Origin of the sequence: Microcoleus sp. w1-18aA5 (assembly GCF_036701705.1) — a bacterium.
GTDB lineage: Bacteria > Cyanobacteriota > Cyanobacteriia > Cyanobacteriales > Microcoleaceae > Microcoleus.
Genome location: NZ_JAUPTE010000007.1, coordinates 64,939 through 85,725, shown reverse-complemented (window position 1 = coordinate 85,725; position 20,787 = coordinate 64,939). Strand labels below are relative to the sequence as shown.

Annotated in this window: 10 protein-coding genes; 6 read left to right on the top strand and 4 right to left on the bottom strand. The window is 48.3% G+C overall.

Going from position 1 to position 20,787, the window contains the following annotated elements:
- Positions 1-272 precede the first annotated feature (272 nt).
- Complete coding sequence (gene glyS / locus Q5691_RS04295; protein WP_333343981.1) at positions 273-2,456, bottom strand: glycine--tRNA ligase subunit beta; 2,184 nt, start codon at positions 2,454-2,456, stop codon at positions 273-275.
- A gap of 145 nt (positions 2,457-2,601) precedes the next feature.
- Between glyS and Q5691_RS04290 the strand changes: the two genes are divergently transcribed.
- Complete coding sequence (locus Q5691_RS04290; RefSeq protein WP_333208927.1) at positions 2,602-3,729, top strand: HetZ-related protein 2; 1,128 nt, start codon at positions 2,602-2,604, stop codon at positions 3,727-3,729.
- A gap of 746 nt (positions 3,730-4,475) precedes the next feature.
- Positions 4,476-5,537 (top strand): hypothetical protein, encoded by a 1,062-nt coding sequence (locus Q5691_RS04285; RefSeq protein ID WP_333208929.1) that lies wholly within the window; start codon positions 4,476-4,478, stop codon positions 5,535-5,537.
- Between the two features lie 433 nt (positions 5,538-5,970).
- Here Q5691_RS04285 and Q5691_RS04280 read toward each other — a convergent pair whose 3' ends face one another.
- From Q5691_RS04280 to trpB, 3 genes are all read right to left on the bottom strand, one after another.
- Entirely contained in the window at positions 5,971-6,603 is a 633-nt protein-coding gene (locus Q5691_RS04280) for a ribonuclease D (RefSeq protein ID WP_333215637.1), read from the bottom strand.
- A gap of 163 nt (positions 6,604-6,766) precedes the next feature.
- Positions 6,767-7,273 carry a CAP domain-containing protein gene (locus Q5691_RS04275; protein WP_333343980.1) on the bottom strand — a complete coding sequence of 169 codons (507 nt, stop codon included), beginning with the start codon at positions 7,271-7,273 and terminating at the stop codon, positions 6,767-6,769.
- Between the two features lie 277 nt (positions 7,274-7,550).
- Positions 7,551-8,789, bottom strand: a complete 1,239-nt coding sequence (trpB, locus tag Q5691_RS04270; protein ID WP_333085184.1) for a tryptophan synthase subunit beta — start codon at positions 8,787-8,789, stop codon at positions 7,551-7,553.
- 383 nt (positions 8,790-9,172) lie between these two features.
- On the opposite strand from trpB, the gene Q5691_RS04265 reads away from it, so the two are divergent.
- From Q5691_RS04265 to Q5691_RS04250, 4 genes are all read left to right on the top strand, one after another.
- Positions 9,173-9,541: a translation initiation factor gene (locus Q5691_RS04265; protein ID WP_333215634.1), complete on the top strand. Its 369-nt coding sequence runs from the start codon at positions 9,173-9,175 to the stop codon at positions 9,539-9,541.
- 152 nt (positions 9,542-9,693) lie between these two features.
- Positions 9,694-10,287, top strand: coding sequence for a recombination mediator RecR (recR, locus tag Q5691_RS04260; RefSeq protein WP_172187730.1), 594 nt, complete (start codon positions 9,694-9,696; stop codon positions 10,285-10,287).
- A 346-nt stretch (positions 10,288-10,633) separates the two neighbouring features.
- Positions 10,634-12,745 carry a prolyl oligopeptidase family serine peptidase gene (locus Q5691_RS04255; RefSeq protein ID WP_333343979.1) on the top strand — a complete coding sequence of 704 codons (2,112 nt, stop codon included), beginning with the start codon at positions 10,634-10,636 and terminating at the stop codon, positions 12,743-12,745.
- A gap of 773 nt (positions 12,746-13,518) precedes the next feature.
- Positions 13,519-20,727, top strand: coding sequence for a DUF4347 domain-containing protein (locus tag Q5691_RS04250; RefSeq protein WP_333343978.1), 7,209 nt, complete (start codon positions 13,519-13,521; stop codon positions 20,725-20,727).
- Positions 20,728-20,787 lie beyond the last annotated feature (60 nt).

Below are 20,787 nucleotides of genomic sequence, written 5' to 3'. Positions count from 1 at the left end.
CACAGAGGAGGAGAAGAGAGAAGATAGAAATGAATAATTCCGATACCAATGGATTTGATATTACATCAAAACCTTTGGTCGCAATCTAAAATCCAAAATCTAAAATCTAAAATCGATTTCGGTTACGGTTTTTTTGGGATGATTTAACCGCAGAGGGCGCAGAGGACACAGAGGAGGAGAAGAGAGAAGATAGAAATGAATAATTCCGATACCAATGGATTTGATATTACATCAAAACCTTTGGTCGCAATCTAAAATCCAAAATCTAAAATCTAAAATCGATTGACGATCGCCCCAAAGTCCGCCAACACCCGCGCGTGATTCCGCAGCAAACCCAGTAAATTCAACCGATTTTGCTTAATTTCGGGGTCAGAATCCATCACCAAAACGCTTTCTGGCCCGTCGAAAAAGCTGCTAACAGTCGGAGCAATTTCCGTCAAACTATCTACTAACTGCTGGTAATTGCGAGTTTGCTTGGATAACTGCGTTTGCGGCACTAACTGCACGACTGCATCGTAAAAAGCTTGTTCAGACGACTTTTGAAATAAATCTGGTTTCACCGCCGCTTTCGGTTCCAATTCTATTTTATCCAAATCACCTTGAGCCGCCAAACGAGTTGAACGGTTGACTGTTTCATAAATTAAATCCAAAGTCTGGTTATTGCGGATTTGTTGTAGGAAAAGCGCTCTTTCCAGTGCGTCCAACAAATCTCTCAATGCTCGTTCAGTATATTCTGGGTCGTTTTCTCCCAAAACTGCATTTACCAAATCATAATCTACATTTTTTTCTTCTTGCAACAAAGTCCGAATTCTTTGCAAGAAAAACTCGTATAACTGAGCCAGCAACTCCGTCGGTGTTTCCGGGCGCGTTGCAGTAAATTCTGCAACAACTTGTGCGAGCAACTGGTGCAAGTTTACTGGCAACTGAGCCGCCCAAATAATGTTAATTATTGCATTGGCTGCGCGACGCAAAGCGAAGGGATCGGATGAACCAGTCGGCAACATTCCCAAACCGAAGATGCTGACTAATGTATCTAATTTGTCTGCTATGGCGACAATTTGACCTGTCAGAGTTTGGGGCAAATTGTCGCCCGCGCCTTTGGGCAAATAATGTTCTAAAATCGCTGTGGCTACTTCTTCCGATTCGCCACTTGCTAAGGCGTATTTCTGCCCCATGATTCCTTGCATTTCGGGCAGTTCGTAAACCATTTGGGTTACGAGGTCGGCTTTGCAAAGTAAGGCTGCTCTTGCTATGTAAGCTTGTTCTTCGCCTGTGATTTGCAGTTGATTGGTGATCAGGCTGGCAATCTTGCACAGACGATCGACCTTTGCGCGCACTGTCCCCAAATCTTCCTGGAAAGTAACTTTTTCCAACTTGGGCAAATAATCCTCTAGAGGCTTTACCAAGTCTGCTTTGTAGAAAAACTGACCGTCTGCCAATCTGGCCCGCACTACTCGTTCGTTACCGGCGGCAATAATCGCGGATTTAGCCGGGTCGCCGTTGGAAATTGTAATGAAATAGGGCAGAAGTTCGGGATAACCGGGGCTTTTGAGGATGGGAAAATACCGCTGGTTTGTAACAATAATTGTGGTGATTACTTCCGGCGGCAATATCAAAAATTCCTCGTCAAATTTGCCGACAACTGCGTTCGGCCATTCTACTAAGTCAGTGACTTCTTCTAACAAATCTTCGGTAATGTCGGCGTAACCGCCTTGTTTTGTCGCTGCGGCTTCTACTTGTGCTTTAATTTGATTTTTGCGCTGGGTTCGATCGACCTCCACGCAAGCAGCCCGCAGATATTCGACATAATCCTCGGCTTGCGGAATCGAGACCCCCCCCGTCCCCCCCTTGCCAAGGGGGGGTGTAGGGGGGGTGTATAACACCCGGTGTCCTTGGGAAATCCGATCGCTCTTGACCGTATCCGAACCGCTCACCAATGTAATTGGCAGTACAGTATCATCTAACAGCGCCACCATCGATCGAATCGGGCGCGGAAACTTCAAATCTCCGTCAGCCCACCGCATAAATCTTTTGCCTTCTAACTTATTAATCCACTGCGGCACAAGTTCTGTCAAAATATCCGCACTCATCCGCCCCGGAATCTTTTTGAGCACAAACACAAAATCGCCTTTATCGGTAGCGCGAACTTCCAAAGCATCAATTTCTACGCCCTGCTTTTTCGCAAAACCTTCCGCTGCTTTCGTCGGTTTGCCATCTTTAAAAGCCGAACTCGCGGGTGGGCCTTTTACCTCTTCTTCTCTATCTAATTGCTGAACTGGCAGTCCCTTCACGAGAACGGCCAAACGCCTCGGAGTAGCGTATACATTAATTGAGTCATTTGTCAAGGATTCTTCTGCCAGCGTTGCAGGTACAAGTCGCTGCCACTGCTGGGCACTGCCTACGACAAAAGATGCGGGCAATTCTTCTGTACCGAGTTCTAATAAAAAGTTAGGCATATCGCACCGTAATGGAATTTTGTTTAGGGTAATTTAAGGTAATTTATCCGATCGCGCGATCGTATATCTGAAATATCTGAAAAATACTCAAAAATCCAGGATACCACGTAAAATCGGGGGTGAAAGACAATATTCTCGACAGCCCATGACCTTGGCGGAAAGACTAGGACAAGATTGGAAGTCTCGACTGGAAAAAGATTGCCCGGACGAAAATTCTAGCACTCGCGAGAGTGTTGTCCGGTGGCTGTTGGGAGACAAGCCCGAAAGATTTGACACTCTTAGCCCAACTCAATTGTCTGTCGCCTCTGGCGCGATCGACTTTTTATATCGAATTTTGATTTCTCGGTATCTGGGAGTACCCCCAGAAAAAGCTTACCGCAACTTGATCGGGCGACTGGGCGGTTTGGTGGTGCTCCGGCAAAAAATCCAAGCCTGGGTTTCCCTGAGTCGCGACAGACAGCGGAGTGCGGTGGAGGTACTACAAGAAGTGATTCAGGAAATGCTCAATTCCGATCGCTACCTGCAGCAGCAAGTCGCCTGGATTGCCGAATGCACCTCAGACAGACGCCTGCGAAATGCTTTGCTGCTAGCGAGCACAGAAGAATACTGCTTGCGGCCGATCCGCAACCAGCCGCTGTTGGTGTACCGTTTTGTCAACTACCTGCGGCGTGCTCAGCGGGGCGGATTGACCCAAGTGCCTGCGGGAGACTGGGTGCGGCTGGTGTCGGAACAGGTTCTACCCGACGATACAGACGAACCGCTCAGCCTGCTAGACGAACAGGCGATGTCCGAGTATCGAGAAAATCAAGCTTGGGAAGAGCAGCAAACTCAGCGGCAGATTGTCCAACAAGAATTTGAGAATTACTTGGCCGCTGAAGTCGATCCGCTGGCTTCCCGGTGGCTGCAGCTTTACCTCCAAGGTCGTTCCCAAGAGGCAATTGCCGAGGAGTTGAAGGTTCCGATCAAGCAAATTTACCGCTTGCGAGAAAAAGTCAGTTACCACGCGATTCGCGTTTTTGCGGTCAAACAAGCACCGGAATTAGTCGCCAACTGGCTGGAAACTTCGCTCCAAGAACACAGTTTGGGCTTGACTCCGGCTCAGTGGCAGCAATATTTACAAAACCTCACGCCGGTTCAGCGGCAGTTGGTAGAATCGCTGAAAGCAGGAAAAAGTGTAGAGACGATCGCATCTGAATTAAAGCTGAAAACCAATCAAGTCATCGGCGAGTGGAGCAAACTCTATTTAGCAGCTCAATCGCTCCGCAACGAGTAGATTGGTAATGGGTGGCGGGCAATTGCTAATTGTTAATTGGCAGTAGCATTTTTCATAATCCCCGCTACAAATCCATTCCCGCACAGCCACAGATTATTGCGAGTTTCCCCGTGGAAAACCGCGCGATGCCCCTTGTGTCCAATCAGGTTAGCTCGATCGGGATATCGTAGCGCTGCCGTGACAAGCGAGTTTCTTGATCGTAGCCGCTACGTGATTTATCCGTGGAATCAATCCAAAATCGAAAATCTCAACTCCTCAAGCCCCCGAATTTATCTCGCGCAAGTCAATCCAAAATCTAAAATCTAAAATCTAAAATCGAATGACGATCGCGCTCCGAGACGATCACAGCCCACTCTCTGAGGTAAGATACTAGCAGCACGATCGACTTTTCAGGATTTTTTAACCAATCCTCTATTCAGCGGTAGCCCGTAAATCATCCGTTGTGGTGCATCTCTAATACTTGTGCATTAAAGATATAATTCTATTGTTGCCAGCCACGGGCCTCAATATCGGGCGATCGATGATAGTTGGTCTAGACTGCGCTAGTCATCATCTAGTTCTCAATCTTTTGGTAGAATTTGAGGCTGCAATACAGAAGGGAGAAAATTCTGGGACTAAGGATTTTTCTTTAATAAAAGCTTCCGGTTGTTAGGCCAATTCCTCCGTCAGGGAAGTTGCAGCGTTTAATTTTATCGCATCAGGTTGGTGCGTCGCGCTCGATCGCGCTTCCAACTACAAAGCAGCTAATGGTACATACATCTTCAACAGGCTCGGCAGCTACAATGGACTCCGATCGAATATTTCACCTAATCGACACTGTTGTCCCCTTTGAAGCTTGCCTTTACTATCAAGTTTTGCCTTTATCTCTAGAAGGTAATCTGTTTAAATTGGGCGTAGTCGATGCCCAAGATGACTCCGCCTTGGACTACGTGCAGCGGATTTTAGCTTACATGAATTGCTCAGTCACAACAGAGCCAATTGCCTCGGAAACTCAGCGCTCGATGCTCTCAGCTTACTTGCTGCACGGGAACCAGCTCCGAGAACCGAGCCAGACAGAAACCGCCGCAGCCCCAACACCCAAAAATCCCGCACCAGCAACTTCAGGCCCCAATGCAGCAACGCTGCTGTCTGTGCCAGAAGCCTCGATGCCCGCTCCTGAGCGGTTTAAACCTGCTGGCGCTGAGGTTCCCCCGACACCGACACAGCTATCGGTTTTGAATGTCGAGGCCTTGCACTTGTCAAGCCAAGTGGAAGTTTTGGCAACTTTGCCCGCGCCCCAACTGCTGCAAGAATTGCTCGGTAGAGTGCTGCGAGAGGGTATCGGCCGCTTGTTTTTTGAGCGGCATCAGTCCCAAGGTCGCATTCTTTGGAGTCAAGATGGCGTTTTGAAATCGATGCTCGAAGGTATCGATATCGTCCTTTTCCAAGAGGTCATCGATGAGTTGAAACGGCTGACAGATATGCCTGTTGGCCCGGTGGAACAGGCCAAACAAGTCGAAGTTGAGCGCATATACCAAAACACTCATTTGCTGTTGCGCTTGCGGGTAATGACCGTGGGTGGCAAGGAAGAAGCCACCCTGCAAGTTTTGCGGGGGGCAGCTTTGAGGTTTTACCAGCAGCAGCAGTTGTCTACTTTGAGTCGGGACGCGCTGCGACTGGCCGAAGAATTGCAGCGGAAAGTGAATCAAATTCGCGATCGAACTCGGCTTTCTCCTGTGCCTTTAGAGGGGTTGCCCGCTTTGGAACAGGTGATTAGAAATGTTGACGACCAAATTGAAGCTTTGCTGCACGAACACAATCCCGATTAGCCATAATCAGCAATAGATGACTGTTTTGAATTTTTTTAAACTCACATCAAGTCCGGTCAATCGATTTTAGATTTTAGATTTTAGATTTTAGATTGAAGCATTGACCCCACGGATAAATTCGGGGGGCAAGTTTCTCGGATACAGGTTTTTGATTTCTGGGTCCTGAGTCTGCTTTCGGAATGAATCCGGGGGCTTGTATCCTGGATGCTTTCGGTCAAATAATAATAATTACCTTTGTAGTGAGGACTCAAGTCCAAGCGAGTTTTATGATAACTCAAGTCTTCATTACAAACCAATTTGATTGCAATTGTGCGAGGTGACACAATATTATACAATTTCAAAAAAAGAATGCAATTGTATGCCCTTGCTCTAAACCCTGGTAGTCATCAGTCATTCCCAATCTAAAATCTAAAATCTAAAATCTAAAATGGTATTAGCCGTGCTCGAAAACATCATTGTACTGCAATAAATCCAAACTCACAAAAACTGGCAAACACTGAAAACATTGCTGTGCAATTTCCCAGCGTTCTTCTCGCTGCAACATAGCAGTCAACTTTTGTTTAGCGCTCAGCAAATAGCGGACATCGTTAGCAGCATAATTTAGTTGCTCGTCAGAAAGATTAGTCGCATTTCCCCAGTCGGAACTTTGAGATGTTTTATTTAATTCTACCTTTTCAAGTTCTAGAATTAATTCTTTCAATCCGTGTCTGTTGGTGTAAGTTCTAGCAAGTTTACTAGCTAGCTTGGTGCAGAAAACTGGTGCAATGTCAATACTTAAATTGTAACGCATTGTTGCCATATCAAAGCGCGCAAAATGAAATACTTTTTCAATACTTTCGGCTTCCATTAACTTCTTTAAATTCGGTGCTGCTGTCTGGCCTTTGGCAATCCGCACCACTGCAACTTTACCTTCGGGATTGCACAACTGAACCAAACACAAGCGATCGCGCCAAGGTAGCAAACCCATTGTTTCCGTATCAACGGCGATCGCCGGAGCAGTCAAATAATAAGATAAGAGAGAATCGGGAATATCACCATCGCACACTTGAAAATCTGCAAATTCCATTATTAGTAATTTTTGACTGTTGACTGTTGACTGTTGACTGTTGACTACCTTCTTCCCTCTTCCCTCTTCCTTCTTCCCTCTTCCGACTTCCCTCGGACTGACATCCGTTACATCCGTTACATCCGTTACAGAATCCGTTGCCGAACTTCCTTCTTCCTTCAAATTATCGACTGCGGACAAAAAGCTGAGTAAAATAATACTCCCCTTTGGCATTTTTCGCAACCCCAATACCAGTCACATTAAACTGACCCTCCATATTCTTACGGTGGCCGTCACTTTTAATCCAACCCTCAACAGCATTGCGTACCGGGTCGTTGTAGCCAAAATTGTAAGCAAGATTTTCAGCTACACTTTGATAAGGAATGGTAATTGCTTTCGCCCGCCCCTCAAATCCATCGTGGCTAAAACTGACTTTACCCTTAGCCATATTTTCGCTGTGAATTCTTGCTATCTGACTGATTCGCGGATCGATACTCAGCGGCGGCAACTTTTTAGATGCTCGGTATTGATTTATCTGTTGGTTAACCGCTTTTTCTAAGTCAGTAATAGCACTCGAAGCAACATTAGTATTCATGGGAGTTTGTGGCAGCGATCGCATAGGAATGGAGGTGTCACACTTAGGCAGGATTGTCAACAATCCCAAGCAAATCGAAATCAAACCTTTGGACATGAAATCAAACGAGAAATAAAGTTAATTGTTACTATTAGTGTCAACTTAAGGCCAAAAGTAGTATGAGTATACCGTCTGAGGATAAGCCTCTATATCCCCCTCGCATCCCCCTTAATAAGGGGGACGAAACATCGCTTCCATTTCCCCCCTTATTAAGGGGGGCTAGGGGGGATCTAGACTTCGATACAAACGAGAGATACAAAGGATTTTAGTCTTAAGTTGACACCAATTAATTGTTACCAATTCCTACAGAGCGATCGCCCCACATTCCGCTAACCTAGATATTCAGAACCTTCGCCACAGTGTTCACGTCTTTGTCGCCACGTCCGGAACAGTTCAGCACAATGCGCGGATTGCCTGTTAGCTGTGGGCACAGAGTCTCTAAATAGGCGATCGCATGAGAAGTTTCCAAAGCCGGAATAATCCCCTCCAACTGCGAAAGTCGCTGAAATGCTTCCAGCGCTTCTGCATCAGTTACGCTATAATATTCAGCCCTGCCCGCATCCTTCAAATAACTGTGTTCCGGCCCCACACCCGGATAATCCAAACCCGCACTAATCGAATGCGGCTCAATCACTTGACCTTCATTATCTTGCAGCAAATAACTCATCGCCCCGTGTAGAACTCCCACACTTCCCTTAGTCAAAGTAGCAGCGTGTTTATCAGTTTCCACACCTTCGCCCGCCGCTTCAATACCGATCAATCTGACAGTTTCTTCCCCGACAAACTCATGGAAAAGGCCCATTGCATTAGAACCGCCGCCAACGCAAGCTAATAAAATATCCGGCAAACCGCCCCACTTTTCCTGACACTGAGCGCGCGTTTCTTCACCAATTACCGCATGGAAATCGCGTACCATCATCGGGTAAGGATGCGGGCCCGCTACGGAACCGAGGATGTAATGAGTTGTTTCGACATTTGTCACCCAATCGCGAATCGCTTCTGAAGTCGCATCTTTCAGCGTTCCCGTACCCGCAGCCACCGGCCGCACTTCGGCTCCCATCAAGCGCATTCTAAACACATTTAAAGCCTGTCTTTCCATGTCGTGAACGCCCATGTAGACAACGCATTCTATACCAAAACGAGCGCAAACTGTGGCGGTAGCAACGCCGTGTTGACCGGCACCAGTTTCAGCAATTACCCGCTTTTTGCCCATACGTTTTGCCAGCAATGCTTGAGCTAAAGCGTTGTTAATTTTGTGAGCACCAGTGTGGTTTAAATCTTCGCGTTTGAGGTAAATTTGCGGGCCAGTTCCGTCTGCTTTAGCGTAGTGTTCGGTGAGGCGTTCGGCGAAATACAAAGGGCTGGGGCGGCCGACATAATCTTTGAGCAATTGTTGGAGTTGCTGTTGAAATTCCGGTTCGCTGCGGTATTTGTGGAAAGCGGCTTCTAGTTCAAATAAAGCGGGCATCAGGGTTTCGGGGACGTATTTGCCGCCGAATTTGCCGAATCTGCCGAGGGAGTCGGGGCGTTGGGCGCTGGTTTCGGTGGTGAGATGCAGGGGGGTGACTGTCATTTGATTTTAGATTTTAGATTTTAGATTTTTTAGATTCGCGGGTAAGCTAGAGGCTTGGTGTCGATCGTACCAAATCGGTTGTGGACTTGAGCCGATCGAACAAATTTCATTATAATTCTTTGAACCCTTGAGCGAAAGCATCCAGGATACAAGCCCCCGTATTCATTCGTCCAGAAATAAAAAACCTGTATCCGATGAAACTTGCCCCCCGAATTTATCCGTGGGGTCAATCCTTCAATCTAAAATCTAAAATCTAAAATCTAAAATCGATTGACGGGCTAATACAATAAGTAGAAGATAGATGGCATTCCGAGCGATCGCAACCATACCCCAATCCGCTAAAACTAGAAATACCAGTAAAAAAAAATCAAGCATCTTAACCTATGGCAGCATCCAAACGCAAAGATTCTGACAGCAAAACAACCGAGGGCAAACGAATAGTTTACTCCGAATTCGGCAACGTTGACAACTCGGCAGCCCTCCAACGGGGAATTGCCGAAGTTCCCCCTAATCAACAAAACCTCAAAATCGAAGCATCCCGAAAAGGACGCGGCGGCAAAACAGTTACAGTCATCAGTGGCTTTCAGGAAAAACCCGAAACATTAGCAACTTTAGCCAAGCAGCTAAAAGCCCAATGCGGTACTGGCGGCACAGTCAAAGATAATGAAATCGAAATTCAAGGCGAACACAAGCAAAAGCTGCGAGAAATTATCACAAAGTTAGGCTACAAAGCTAAAATTAGTGGAGGGTAAATTAGTCAATAGTCATCAGTGTATGGGCGGGACGAGTTTATGATATACTTAGTTTAAAACATAGATGGTTGGTAAAACCCGCCCCTACATCGCGCTAATTCTACGATCGCGAATCAACCAGAAATGATATTACCAATTACCGCCGATTTTTAATGTACACTCGACCTTTAGCTCGTTTAATCGAACAATTGCAGCGCTTGCCAGGAGTCGGTCCAAAAACAGCCCAGCGGCTCGCTTTACATATTTTGAAGCGACCGGAGGAAGAAGTGCAAGCCCTAGCTAAATCTTTGATTGATGCCAAACAGCAAGTAGGTTTCTGTCAAGTATGCTTTCACTTATCTGCTGACCCTGTTTGCGAAATTTGCCGCAATACCAACCGCGACAGTCATACCATTTGTGTAGTGTCAGAATCCCGCGACGTAATCGCTTTAGAAAAAACGCGGGAATACATGGGTAAATATCACGTTGTTGGTGGCGTTATCTCGCCGATGGATGGAATTGGCCCAGAACAATTGAACATTCAACCGTTAGTCCGGCGCGTCAGCCAGCAAAAGATTAAGGAAGTAATTATTGCTATTAGTCCCAGCGTGGAAGGCGAAACTACTACTCTTTATATCGGTCACTTATTAAAACCTTTTACGCTGGTGACGCGCATAGCTTTTGGTTTGCCGATGGGGGGAGATTTGGAATATGCCGATGAAGTTACATTGGCTCGTGCTTTGGAAGGAAGGAGGGAGTTGGATTAGTTGAAAACGGGTGATGGCTGATTTAAAAATAAGAGAAACGAACCGCGAAGACGCCAAGAGTACGTTCGGCGAAGCCGTTCCCGAAGGGTAGGAAGAGAAGAGAGGATGAAGAGTTGACAATTGATGCGACGAGAGCTATATTCTAAGCTTCTGCGATTGCTTCGCTCAGGCTCATAATGACAAAATTGTAAGATATGAAACCCGCGTCGGCGGGTTTTGTGTGTGTAGCGACAGGTTTCAACCTGTCGGGTATTTGGTATTTGGTTTATGGTCTTGAGTTTCGTTGTTCCCTGTCGTCACTGCCGCGAAAGGGTAAACTGGACAAAGTTACCGAGAGTAAAAAATCATGACCCAATTCGATCGACCTTTCACCTACCCCACAACCCGCAAAATCGACCAAACAGACGACTACCACGGCGTCAAAGTATCCGACCCTTACAGGTGGCTGGAAAATCCTGACTCAGAGGACACCCAAGCTTGGGTGGAAGCCCAAAATCAAGTTACCTTTGCCTATCTCAACGAAATTCCGGCGCGGGAAAAAATCAAACAGCGCCTGACTCAACTTTGGGATTACGAGAAATACGGCATACCTTTCAAAGAAGGATCTCGCTATTTCTACTACAAGAATGATGGTCTGCAAAATCAATCCGTACTCTACACATTAACATCCCTCGACACCGAACCCAAAGTATTAATTGATCCCAACACTCTCTCAGAAGACGGAACTGTTGCTTTGGGGGGGATAGCTATCAGCGAAGACGGCAAATACATGGCTTACGGTTTGTCAACTTCCGGTTCTGACTGGCAGGAATGGAAAGTCCGTGAGGTGGCAACAAGCGAAGATTTATCAGACCATTTAAAGTGGATTAAATTCTCAGGAGCATCCTGGACTCACGACGGCAAAGGCTTTTTTTATAGTCGCTACGACGAACCCAACGAAAAAAGCAAGCACGAAGAAGTTAACTATTACCAAAAACTGTTTTACCACCAACTCGGCACCCCCCAATCTGAAGACGTATTAATCTACGAGCGACCCGATCAAAAAGAGTGGGGATTTAGCGGGGGCGTCACCGAAGATGGCAAATACTTGATTATCTCAGTTTGGCAAGGAACTGAAACCAAAAACTTGATTTTCTACAAGGATTTAACTGCACCGGAATCAACCGTTGTAGAACTGATTAGCGAATTCGAGGCTGAGTACAGTTTCATCGACAATGAGGGATCTATTTTCTGGTTTCAAACAAACTTGAATGCACCGTTGGGCCGCGTAATTGCGATCGACACCAACAACCAACCTCCGTCATCCCTCGCTTGTGATGAAACTCCCCCGTCGCCCAGAGAGGGGGGGTTCACAGAAATTATCCCCGAAGCAGCAGAAACTCTCGAAGGCATAGGCCTGCTGAACAATCAATTTGTGGCTTCCTACTTGAAAGACGCCTACACCCAGATTAAAATCTTTAACTTAGATGGCTCTTTCGTGCGAGAAGTTGCCTTGCCCGGAATCGGTTCGGCGGGAGGATTCAGCGGCAAGCGGCACGACACCGAAACCTTTTATGCTTACACCAGTTTCACTGCACCTAACATCATCTATCACTACAATATGGTGACAGATGAAAGTACCATTTATCGGCAGCCAAAGGTCGATTTTAATCCCAACGATTACGAAACAAAACAAGTATTTTACCCAAGCAAAGACGGTACGCAAGTACCCATGTTTATCACCCACAAGAAAGGCTTGCAGTTGGATGGCAATAACCCCACTTATCTTTACGGCTACGGCGGTTTTGGCGTGTCCCTAACTCCGAGTTTTTCGGTTAGCAATGTCGTATGGCTGGATCTGGGCGGAGTTTATGCGATCGCCTGTTTGCGGGGCGGCGGCGAGTACGGCGAATCATGGCACCAAGCAGGGACAAAGTTGAATAAGCAAAATGTGTTTGACGACTTTATAGCTGCCGCTGAATGGTTGATCGAAAACAAATACACCAAACCTGCAAAATTGGCGATCGCAGGTGGAAGCAACGGCGGTTTATTAGTAGGGGCTTGCATGACTCAGCGGCCGGAATTGTTCGGTGCGGCATTGCCTGCCGTTGGGGTTATGGATATGCTGCGCTTCCACAAGTTTACCATTGGTTGGGCCTGGACTTCGGAATACGGTTCTCCCGAAAATGCCGAGGAATTCCCGACAATTTACGGCTATTCTCCCCTGCACAACCTCAAACCGGGAACGACTTATCCGGCGACAATGATTACAACTGCCGATCACGACGATCGCGTGGTTCCGGCCCACAGTTTCAAGTTTGCTTCTGCTTTGCAAGAAACCCACGCGGGAGAAAAACCCGTGTTAATTCGGATAGAAACTAAAGCGGGACACGGGGGCGGCAAGCCTACTGCTAAAGTGATTGAAGAATTAGCTGATGAATGGGCTTTTTTAGTGCGCGAACTCGATATTGACGCTTAGCAAGCGACGTTAGGGCGTGCGATCGATGGAGTTTGATGATTTAGATAGAAAGACGGTGTAAAGGGCGATCGTACTTTTTGAATTCAAGGGCGATCGTTCTTTTTTGGCCCCGCAATCCTGGTATTAACATATATAATTTGTCAACTTTTTTTGTTAAATTTTGTAGCGTTAAGTTGCTATTATTACATGGCTGTGAGTTTACTGCACACCCAATTAGTATAAGTATAAATCTCTAGAAATACGGTACTCTCAACTTTTAAGAGCGATCGCACCTCAAAGTCAAAATCTGCCAATTTTTAGGAAATTAATATTTTCAGTATATTTACCGTTCAAGCTGTCTGAGACAGCCTCGATATCACCAGACTCAGAACAGTGGCATGAGGGGTGTGACCCCTTGTGCTGATGAATCCGTAAGTAATTTACCATATAACTAACCTTAGACCTGATATCATTTTGCCCAAAAATAGAGCATCTTCGCTAATACAAAGGCTGTTACCCCTTATTCATCTTAGAATTTGCAGCCATCTGTCGCATCAGGACATCCAAGGGCGATCGCTGTAAATCCTGTCTAATGATTGACTAAGATCACAAATCACAAATAGAGGTAAGTATTATGTTTTCTAAACCAAATAATTTTTAAAACTTTATAGTTGAAAGTTTATCGTCACCTATGAAAAGGGGTAGCTTAGATTTAGCAATAAAATTAACCCCAAATGAAAACCCTCCTAAATCTGTCAAATTTGTCATCTACACAAACAGGGAAATCTACAAATATGGAGACTAAAATCTTGAGACAAGCTACCCATAAAGCAGAGACGGCTAGCCGAAAAAATCTAGCGATTGTGGATTCAAAAGTAGAAAACTACCAAGAGTTGCTCAGGGGAGTGAAATGCGGTACAGAAGTAATCTTGCTGGATAGAACCCGGGATGGAATCGAGCAAATCACCGAAATTCTGGGTCAGCGCAACAGCATCACCAGCCTGCACATAGTTTCTCACGGTCGAGAAGCAGCAGTAGAAATCGGCTCTACAGAAATTAATATTGATAATCTAGAAACCTACAGCAACCAATTGCAGCAGTGGGGAAAAGCCCTTAACGAATCTGGCAGCATTCTGCTTTACGGCTGTAACATAGCAGCCGACGAATTCGGCATTAAATTCATACAAAAACTCAGTGAAATAACAGGAGCAAATATTGCCGCTTCCAACAACCTGACAGGGAGTGCAGCACTAGGCGGCGACTGGGAATTAGAAATTACCACAGGACAAATAAATACCGAAATAGCCTTTGAAAAAGAAGTCCTAGAAGGCTACACATCAGTCCTCGCTACCTTAGCGGCTGAAGAATTTAAAAATTCAACAGTAATCGGGCCTTGGATATATGGAGTTGGCAACACCCTTACACCTGACCCAGGCTTAACCGCAGGTAGTACACCAAACCCCAGCGGAGTTATTCCTGCTTTAGGGACTGGCGATCCAGCCGGAATAGGTACTTTGAGATTAACATCAAACGCCTTTGACCAATCAGCTTTTGTTATCTATAACAACCCCATCTCCGCCACTGAGGGTCTGAGAGTTACCTTTGATTTCTTTGCCTATAACAGAGGTAATGACATTTATCCTTTTGAAACACGGGTTCCGCCTCCCATTCTTGGTGCCGATGGCATTAGTTTTTTCCTCATTGACGGAACAGCTACGCCAACAAAAGCGGGAGGCTACGGTGGCTCTCTCGGCTATGCTCCGAATAATAATCCTGCTTTGTTTTCAACTGGTCTTTCAGGAGGTTATTTAGGTGTCGGATTAGACGAGTTTGGCAATTTTTCCAATCCTACTGCAGGGCGTGTGGGCGGCCCAGGGCAGCGACCTGATGCAGTAGGACTTAGAGGCAGGGAAAGCACAATCCCAACCGAAAATTATAAATTTTTAGGTTCTAGTCTTTTAACTAACACTTTGACGGGGGTTTCCATTGGCATAGACAATAAAGACGCACCCAGTCGCACTACTCTTAATACTAAAAGAACCGTCCAAATTACATTATTCCCGACGACTTCAGTAACACCTAACCGTCTTACAGTTGCCTTAGACTTGGACGGTAGTGACACATTTGATGCGGGCGAAACACTGATCGACATACCAAATTTGGCAACCATAAACGGAGCAGTGCCACGTACTTTTAAATTTGGCTTTGCTGCTTCGACTGGGGGAAACACAAACATTCACGAAGTTAACAATGTCATCATCCAAAGTATAGATCCGCCTACACTCGTAGCCGACGTTTCCATTGTTAAAAAAGGCCCGCTGTTCGCCACACCCAACAGCACCATAACCTATACGATTACCTCCACAAATAACGGGCCAAACAGCGCCGAAAGCGTCCTGATTCAAGATCCCCTGCCCGCGGGCTTAATACCAGTCAGCATATCTGACGGCGGTACTTTAGACAGCAAAACGCGAACTGTCATCTGGCCGGCGATTCCGACTCTGGCTAACGGTGCTAGCCAAACCCGCACCATCACCGCCACAGTTTCCCCAACAGTCACAGCTCCCTTAACTAACACTGCCTATAGCACATCCAGCACTTTCGACCCAAATCTAGCTAACAACAATAGTTCCCAACCCATCTCTCAAGTCTCAACTACAATTGTTGCTGCTCTTGCCGATGTTGTTACCACCAAAACCGGGACTACGGCAGCAGCACCGGGTGAAACAGTTACTTACATAATTTCCACAGTCAACAACGGGCCAAGCACAGCCGAAAACGTCACCGTTACCGACAGCATTGTTCGCGGTTTAACAATAGTTAGTCTACCCAACGAGGCTGTTTACAATCCAGATACTGGGATTGTCACCTTCCCACCGATTCCCAGCTTGCCTTCCGGTGCTCCTGCCATTAACACAGTCCGCTTCATCGCACCTGCATCTGCATCTGGCAGCGTCACCAACACTGCCAGAAATACGTCAGCTACCCCAGATCCTTTTCCTGAGAACAACAACGGCACTGATCCGCTGGCTACAGTCACCACAACTCTGACACCTAGTGCCGATGTCGTTACCACCAAAAGCGGGACTGCGACAGCAGCACCAGGTGAAAGAGTTACTTACATAATTTCCACAGTCAACAACGGCCCAAGCACAGCCGAAAACCTCACAATTACTGACAGCATCGTTGGCGCCGTAACAGAAGTCAACGGCGGTGTCTACGATGAGAATACAGGTATTGTCACCTTCGCGCCCGTTCCCAGCTTAGCCAGCGGTGCCGCCGTCACCAACACAGTCAGCTTCATCGTACCTGCATCCGGCAGCGTCACCAACACCGCTAGAAGTACCTCAACTACCGCTGACCCGACTCTGGACAACAACGCATCTACAGTCACCACAACTCTGACACCACCTCCAACTCCCAACCAACCGCCAGAGGCCAACAATGCCACCTCCAGCCTAGGGCCCAACAGCAGCCAGTTAGTCACGGGATTGGGAGGCCGCGACCTCGACCCCGACGGGTCGATCGTCTCTTACACGATCAACACCCTGCCCTCACCAGACCAAGCAGTCCTGTTTTTAGGAGATCCAGCCAACGGTGGCGTACCCGTGACACCAGGCCAAGTCCTGACTCCAGCACAGTTGCAGCAACTATTTTTCCAAACGACGGGAACCTTTACAGGAAGCAATTTCACCTACAGCGCCACAGACAACAGCGGTGCTATCAGTCCCCCTGCTACCGCTACTGTGGATGGACTGATAGCACCCACTCCCACACCAACTCCAACACCAACTCCCACACCAACTCCCACAACTCCAACTCCCACACCAACTCCCACACCAACTCCCACAACACCAACTCCCACAACTCCAACTCCCACACCAACTCCCACACCAACTCCCACAACACCAACTCCCACACCAACTCCCACACCAACTCCCACAACTCCAACTCCCACACCAACTCCCACAACTCCAACTCCCACACCAACTCCCACAACTCCGACTCCCACACCAACTCCCACAACTCCAACTAACAACCAACCGCCATTAGCCAACAATGCCAACTCCAGCCTCGGGCCCAACAGCAGCCAGTTAGTGACAGGATTGGGAGGAAGCGACCCCGACGGGTCGATCGCCTCTTACACGATCAACACCCTGCCCTCACCAGACCAAGCAGTCCTGTTTTTAGGAGATCCAGCCAACGGCGGTGTACCAGTGACACCAGGTCAAGTCCTGACTCCAGAACAGTTGCAGCAACTATTTTTCCAAACGACGGGCAACTTTACAGGAGCCAATTTCACCTACAGCGCCACAGACAACAGCGGCGCCACCAGTCCCGCTACCGCTACTGTCGCGGCCATACTTCCAACGAACAACCAACCACCAGTTGCCAACAATGCCAACTCCAGCCTCGGGCCCAACAGCAGCCAGTTAGTGACAGGATTGGGAGGAAGCGACCCCGACGGGTCGATCGCCTCTTACACGATCAACACCCTGCCCTCACCAGACCAAGCAGTCCTGTTTTTAGGAGATCCAGCCAACGGCGGTGTACCAGTGACACCAGGTCAAGTCCTGACTCCAGAACAGTTGCAGCAACTATTTTTCCAAACGACGGGCAACTTTACAGGAGCCAATTTCACCTACAGCGCCACAGACAACAGCGGCGCATCCAGTCCCGCTGTCGCTACTGTGGCGGCTATCTTGCGGCCTGTTTCGCCAATTCCCACACCAACTCCAACTCCAACTGACAACCAGCCGCCATTAGCCAACAATGCCAACTCCCGCCTCGGACCCAACAGCAGCAGGTTAGTCACGGGATTGGGAGGAAGCGACCCCGACCCCGACGGGTCGATCGTCTCTTACACCATCAACACCCTGCCCTCACCAGACCAAGCAGTCCTGTTTTTAGGAGATCCAGCCAACGGCGGTGTACCAGTGACACAAGGTCAAGTCCTGACTCCTCAACAGTTGCAGCAACTATATTTCTTCACGACGGGCAACTTTACAGGAGCCAATTTCACCTACACCGCTACAGACAACAGCGGTGCTATCAGTCCAGTCGCTACCGCTAGTGTGGCTGGACTGATAGGGCCCACACCAACTCCAACTCCAACGAACAACCAACCGCCAGTTGCCAACAATGCCAACTCCAGCCTCGGACCCAACAGCAGCAGGTTAGTTACAGGATTGGGAGGAAGCGACCCCGACCCCGACGGGTCGATCGCCTCTTACACCATCAACACCCTGCCGCCAGCGGCCCAAGGAGTCCTGTTTTTAGGAGATCCAGCCAACGGCGGCGTACCCGTGACACCCGGTCAAATCCTGACACCGGAACAGCTAGGACAACTATTTTTCCAATCCACAGGTAGCTTTACCGGAGCAACTTTCAGCTACAGCGCCACAGATAGCAACGGCGCTACCAGTTCCCTGGCTACCGCAACTCTCGGTGCCACAGGAGCAACTCCCACACCAAATCCCCTAAACTTACCGCCAGTAACCAACAATGCTAATTTCACGGTAGAGCCCAACAGCAGCGCGCGGGTGCCGGGATTGGGAGGAAGTGACCCCGATGGGTCGATCGCCTCTTACACCATCAACACCCTGCCGCCAGCGGCCCAAGGAATCCTGTTTTTAGGAGATCCAGCCAACGGCGGAGTAGCCGTGACACCAGGTCAAGTTTTGACACCGGAACAAATAGGACAACTATTTTTCCAATCCACCGGCGACTTTACCGGTGCCAATTTCAGCTACAGCGCCACAGATAACAGCGGCGCTACCAGCCCCGCCACTGCTACAGTTGCCGCTATCTCCCCGACTTCCAACCAACCGCCATCGATTAACAATGTTAACTTCACGGTTCCGACTAACGGCATCGTGCAGGTGTTGGGATTGGGAGGAAGTGACCCCGATGGGTCGATCGTCTCTTACACCATCACCAGAGTCCCCCCAGCCAACCAAGGAGTCCTGTTCCTATCAGATTCAGTCAACGGCGACATACCCGTGACAGTCGGTCAAGTTTTGACTCCGGCACAAATAGGACAACTATTTTTCGTAGCCACAGTTGACTTTAACGGAGCAACTTTCAGCTACACCGCCACCGACAACCTCGGCAAAGTCAGCCCCGCTAGCGCTACTGTTGCTGCTATCTTGAGGCCAGTTGGAACAGTTCCCCCACTCATACCTACACCCACACCAACGCCGGCATCGCCGATCATCTCAAATCCGATCGCCGAAACAGATACCAACTGTCAATGTTCGCCCATTATTGAAAAACCGGGAATTAACTTTGCGCCTCCGCAGCAACCACCCGCAGTTGGCTTTGTCCGGCCTATTTCACAATTTTCAGAGGGACAAACCACCAAAGGAACCGACGGCGATGACTTGATCGTAGACACCAAAGGCAACCAAAAAATCTTCGGTTTTGAAGGCAACGATCTGCTTTTAGGTGAAGACGGCGCGGACGAAATTTACGGCAACGAAGACAATGACACGATTTTTGGGGGCATTGACACCGATATTGTTTACGGAGACGAGGGCAACGATATCGTATTTGCAGGCAAACAGAACGACTGGATTGCCGGCGACTTAGGCTCTGACAGCCTGTTTGGAGATCTAGGTGCCGATACGATTTTGGGAGACAACGGCAACGATAACTCCAGCAGTGCTCAGAACAATGGCGATTTGATCTTCGGAGGCAACGGTGCAGACCTGATTAACGGCAACGAGGGCGACGATACCATCCATACCGGCAAAGGTGACGATATTGCCCTTGGAGGTAAAGAAAATGACTTAATTTGGGGCGAACTCGGCTCCGATACGTTGTTTGGTGGCATCGGCTCCGACAGCTTGTTTGGGGGCATCCGCGACCAAAAGGCTAGCGACTCCCAGGGACGCGACTTGCTGTACGGAGGCTTCGGTAACGACTTCCTCAACGGCCAACAAGGAAACGATACGCTGGTTGCAGGGAAAGATAACGATCGCGCTTACGGAGGTAAAGGCAATGACATCATCTACGGTCAATTAGGGTCCGATACCCTCTACGGCGGCCAAGGAGCCGATACTCTGCTCGGCGACAGTGGCAGTTCTCAGTCAATCGGGGATATCGGGGAACAAGACTTAATCTTTGCCGACGGTGGCAACGATATCATTGGCGGCGGTCACGGTAATGATACCGTGCAAGCAGGTAAAGGCAATGATTGTGTTTGGGGTGGCAAAGATCATGACCTGATTTGGGGCGAACTTGGCTCTGATACCCTTGTGGGCGACAGCGGCGACGACACCATGTACGGCGGTGCTCGAAGTCGAGTTCAAGATGTTGGCGGCCAGGACTTGCTCTTTGGTGGCATCGGTGCTGATGTGCTGTTCGGCGATGAGGGTGACGATACCATCAGTGGCGGTGAAGACAACGACTTGATTTACGGCGGCAAAGCTAACGACCTCATACACGGAGATCGGGGTGACGACTTGATTTACGGCGGTGACGGCAGCGATGAGATCTGCGGTGACGAGGGCAACGATACCATCTATGGCGATCGTGCTGATAACCGGGGTGTCTCGGTGGCCGCAAACGACCAGCAAGACTGCATCAACGGCGGTGAGGGCGATGACTTGCTTTACGGCAACGAAGGCCAAGATACTATCAACGGAGATGCTGGCAGCGATACCTTGATTGGTGGTAAAGATAACGACCTTCTCAATGGGGGCGCTGGAGATGACTGGCTGTTTGGCGACTTGGGCGAAGATACTTTAATTGGAGGTATTGGGAGCGATCGATATGTGTTGAATGGTGAGGGCGGCACTGATACTGTCATTAACTTCGAGGTAGGCGTCGATAAGTTTGTTTTGACCGACGGGCTGAGTTTCCAGCAGTTGCAATTTAGCACCACTCCGAACGGTACGTTGCTGCGAGTAGCTGGAACCGATCGGGTTTTAGCAAATCTGGTTGGGGTTAACGGGCCAATCGGCTCCTCGGATTTCCTACCAAATCTCTCTGAACTCTAGAATTGGCGGCGAAAGTCTCCTGTTCTGGCGAACAAAACGCCACAGCAGATCAGAACTTCT